The organism is Synechococcus sp. MU1655 (genome assembly GCF_023630655.1).
Lineage (GTDB): Bacteria > Cyanobacteriota > Cyanobacteriia > PCC-6307 > Cyanobiaceae > Synechococcus_C.
In genome coordinates this window covers 1-4,354 of the sequence record NZ_JAKUHK010000170.1, presented here as the reverse complement: position 1 = coordinate 4,354, position 4,354 = coordinate 1, and the positions used below count along the sequence as shown (strand labels likewise).

The window sequence follows — 4,354 nt, the reverse complement described above, 5'->3', positions numbered from 1 at the left end:
GCCGCGGCACATCCCACAAGTGCACCGTTGAAGCCGTGGATTCCCTGATCGCGCAGGCTTTGGCCAAGATTCAGCAGCTTGGAAACGGCGTTTGCTGCAGCCATCCCCAACACAGCCAAGAGAGCCATCCACGGCGATTGGATCAGAAAGGCCAGCAGCAGCAGGGCACCACTGAGTGGATGGTTGATAAAGATCACTTGGGAAAAGCTGCGTAGAGCGCTTCCCCAGGAGCCTGTCGGGAAATGCTGTTCAGCAAACAAACCCTTTCGTTCTACCGGCGGTGGCGGCGGAGGCAGGAGCTCTTGCAGCAGCTCATAAATAGAGGGTGCGTCAGCTTGCATGGGATGAAGATGTCGAGCTGAACCGTTCTCCAAGAACCTCCAGCCCAGCCCTGAAGATGCCCAAAGACAGCTCGGCCATCGTAGTGAGCTCATCAAGGTGGGGATTGATTTCACAAATTTCCCAGCAACACACGCGTGGATCTGAGAGAAGCTTGCGTAACAGGAGAATGGCCTCATTTGCCCAGAGACCTCCTGGGACTGGGGTGCCTGTGCCTTTGCAGATTGTTGAATCCAACGCATCCACATCGAAGCTCACATAGATCAGGTCCACGTCGCCAAGGTGGGATAGGCAGCGATTGGCAGCGTTGATTGATCCATCGCGTCTCACCTCCTCGATGCTGATGACTGGGATGGCGTGGTTGGCCAAGGTGGCGTCCTCAGCGGCCTCGGTGTCTCTGACGCCTACATAGATCAGATCACGGAAGTCGATCGCTGCAGATTCAAGACCGTGCAGTTGCTTTAGATCCTTCCAGAGTTTCCGGGTGACAGGGTCTGGATCATTCCTCGCTTCTGAAAGGTTGTCGTGCCCGCAGGCGATCGCCAAGGGCATTCCATGCATGTTCCCCGAAGGCGTCGTGAAGGGGGAATGAATATCAGCGTGGGCATCAATCCAGATCACCCCAAGCCGCGACTGAGGATGGGCACGACGGATCCCCGCAATTGTTGAGGCAGCGGTGGAGTGGTCTCCGGAAAGGACGAGTGGGAAGCACTGCTGCTGAAGAGTTGTGCACACCAAATTCGCTGCGTCGTGCATTACGCCAGCGATGGTTTTGATGTGACGAGCGTGGGGTGTGGTGCTCTGTCCCGCGCTGGCAGCATGGGCCGTTGGTGCTTGCTCTCCTCGAATCTCGGCGATCAAACCTGCGCTCATTTTTTGGAGGTCTTGCTGGTGTTCGACAGCCCTTTTCAGCATCTCAATGCCTGCACCTGCGCCTGGTTGTCCCGCTCCCAGGTCACAGTCCACCTCCACAAGGCTCACTCCATTCAGCCCAGCCGTGCTGCTGATCTGTGCCAGGCTTTTCTTTAAACGTTTTAAGTCTGCAAGAGAACATTTGAGTCGGTTGTTGTTCTCGAGCAGGGTTAAAAACTCATCAACGCTGATCTTTGCGTTCCCATCGCGATCAAGCCTCTCCAGCAACTCCTGGGAATTAATGGATGCTTCTGGTGTGCCCAGCAGCGACACCATTGTCGAGAGCTCATCGTGATTGAGCCAACCATTCCCATCCGTGTCCACCAGGTGAAACAGATCTCTCAGCAGCTGATGGGTTCCCAACCCTGGCTGCTTGTTTGCCCAGTGCAGGAAGTCCTCTCGGGTGACGGCACCTTGGCTCTCGATGAACTTGCGTAGGACCTTGGCTTCCTGTTCAGCGATGATTCCCGACATGGAGCTCAGCACCTGTTCCACTTCGGCTGGAGTGATGGCCCCATCTCCATTGACATCAAAGAGGGCGTACAGAGAGGAGAGCTCGGTCTCGAGAGGGATTGTTGACATGGACGTCCACGAGTGAGGATCCTTGATCGGAACTGAATGGTGTGCCTAAATCATTGACTTTGATCTTTAAACCCTCGAAGATATTGTTGTATTGGATACAGATTTCGTGTGAAGTTAATATTGGAAAACATCCAGAAGCTCCCGATCAATTTTCAAGGGAGTGTGGAGGGTTTGCAGGCTTTGGTCCCGCAATTGGGCGTTCCAGGTGATTGGTAACACCACGATGGTTTTGAACTTGCTCTCTTCGATGATTGCGTTCGTAGCCTCGAGTTAAACGGTGGCCTCTAACCGGAGAAGTGATGTTGGTGGTAGATCCGGGTATATGAGACGACCTCCGGCAGACGCTTCATGCTTTGCTTCAGGAAGCGAAGCAGAAATGAATGATCAGGCTGAACCCCATAATGGTTGATTGATCGATAGCTTCTTGAATTAATTGTATAGGTAAATATATTTTTGATGGGTAATTGTGGGTTGCATTGGTTGCGTTTGTTCCCTTCATTGAGTTGGCAGCAGATCTAATATCTCTAAGCCCCTCTCTGCCCATAAAAAATGATCCCCATGACGGGGATCATATGGGGTCTTGTTGAAGACCTGAGTGCTACCAAGCCCTTTTGATCAGGCGTCGTAGTACATCGTGAATTCGTGGGGATGGGGTCGCTGACGCAACTGCTGCACCTCTTCGTATTTGATATTGATCCAGTTGTCGATGAAGTCTTTCGTGAACACTCCACCTTCCATTAGGTAGTGGTGATCAGCATTCAAAGCTTCCAAGGCTCCGTTCAGTGATGCTGGAACGGTGGCAATGTCCTTGAGCTGATCGGCTGGCAGCTCAAAGAGGTCGCCATCGAATCCATCACCAGGATCAATCTGGTTTTTGATGCCATCGATCCCAGCCATCATCATGGCGGCAAAGGCCAAATAGGGATTCGCTAAAGCATCACCGGAACGGAATTCCAAGCGTTTGGCTTTTGGGCTGGGGCCGGTGAGGGGGATCCGAACTGCAGCAGATCGGTTGCCTTCGGAGTACACCAAATTCACAGGGGCTTCGAATCCAGGAACAAGTCGCTTGTAGCTGTTTGTGGTGGGGTTAGTGAAGGCTAGGAAGCTCGGCGCATGCTTCAAAATTCCGCCGATATACCAACGGGCTGTCTGAGACAAGTTGGCGTAGGTGCCTTCCCCGAAGAACAAGGGTTGATCGCCCTTCCAAAGACTTTGGTGCACGTGCATGCCAGTGCCGTTGTCATTAAAGACAGGTTTCGGCATGAAAGTTGCTGTTTTGCCGTACTTTTTTGCAACGTTGCGAACAACGTATTTGTAGGTCATTACGTTATCGGCAGCTTGAATGAGTTCGTCGAACTTCATTCCCAATTCGTGTTGGCCAGCACCAGCTACCTCATGGTGATGCTTCTCAATTGGGATCCCCAATTGGGCCATCATTAATAACATTTCGGAGCGAATGTCTTGTGCTGTGTCGTTTGGTGCGACAGGGAAATAGCCTTCCTTCAGTTGAATTTTATAAGCAAGGTTTCCGCCTTCCTCCATCCTTCCGGAGTTCCATCCAGCCTCAATGGTGTCAACGCTGTAGAAACATCCGCCTTCGCTCGAGTTGTAGCGAACGTCATCGAAGAGAAAAAATTCAGGCTCGGGACCAAAGAATGCCTTGTCGGCCAGACCTGTATTGGAGAGATAAGCCAAAGCTTTCTGCGCCAACGCACGGGGGCAGCGCTCATAGGGGTCCCCTGTTCTTGGGTCCTGGATCGAGCAGATCAGGCTGAGGGTTTTATGGCGATAAAAAGGGTCGACCCAGGCTGTGGCGGGGTCTGGAACCATGGACATGTCAGACGCGTTGATCGCTTTCCAGCCGCGTATGGAGGATCCGTCAAAGGCCAAGCCTTCCTTGAATGCATCCTCATCGACCATGTCTGAACACACGGTGAGGTGTTGCCACTTGCCGTGCAGATCGCTGAATTTGAGGTCGATCAGCTCGATTCCTTCGTCCTTGATCTGACGAAGCACGTCCTGAGCAGTTTTAGCCATGTTTGAGGCTTCAGCCGAGAATATCGTTTCTAACCGTAGGCATCGATCTGACACCCTTTTGTATCAATGCGCACTTTTTTAATAGTGGAGGCCTCTTGGTGAGGCTTGGAGCTGCGCTTGGTAACCGTTTCTGTCAAATTCCTTGGATCCCAGGTGATGAGTGCGTTCTGGTCGGCTTTGTGGTGTTACCTTCCAGCCAGTGATCCCTAGCGTCCCACCATCATGCGTGATGCCATCACCGGGTTGATCGGCCGTTACGACCAATTGGGTCGCTATTTCGATCGATCAGCGATCGATCGTATTGAGGGATATTTCGGCCAAGCCCAGTTGCGACTCAAGGCCGTTGAGTTGATCAATCGCGAAGCGACTGAGCTGGTACGAGAGGCCAGCCAAAGGCTGTTTGTCGCTGACCCTGAGTTGCTTTTGCCTGGTGGCAATGCCTACACCACCCGTCGGCTTGCAGCTTGTTTGCGCGACATGGACT

4 protein-coding genes are annotated in these 4,354 nt (G+C 52.6%); 1 reads left to right on the top strand and 3 read right to left on the bottom strand.

Annotated features, from left to right (window positions below; all coding sequences use genetic code 11):
• The 3 genes from NCN04_RS08410 to glnA form a co-directional block, all read right to left on the bottom strand.
• A partial coding sequence (locus tag NCN04_RS08410) for an urea transporter (protein WP_250395790.1) occupies nt 1–341 on the bottom strand: 341 nt, incomplete at its 3' end.
• On the bottom strand, nt 331–1,833 hold the full coding sequence (locus tag NCN04_RS08405) for an arginase family protein (protein ID WP_250395789.1): 1,503 nt from the start codon (nt 1,831–1,833) through the stop codon (nt 331–333). The genes NCN04_RS08410 and NCN04_RS08405, both read right to left, overlap by 11 nt.
• Before the next feature lie 615 nt (nt 1,834–2,448).
• Complete coding sequence (gene glnA / locus NCN04_RS08400; protein ID WP_250395788.1) at nt 2,449–3,870, bottom strand: type I glutamate--ammonia ligase; 1,422 nt, start codon at nt 3,868–3,870, stop codon at nt 2,449–2,451.
• A gap of 222 nt (nt 3,871–4,092) precedes the next feature.
• Between glnA and NCN04_RS08395 the strand changes: the two genes are divergently transcribed.
• The coding region (locus NCN04_RS08395; protein WP_502988770.1) for a bilin-binding protein at nt 4,093–4,354 on the top strand (262 nt) is incomplete at its 3' end.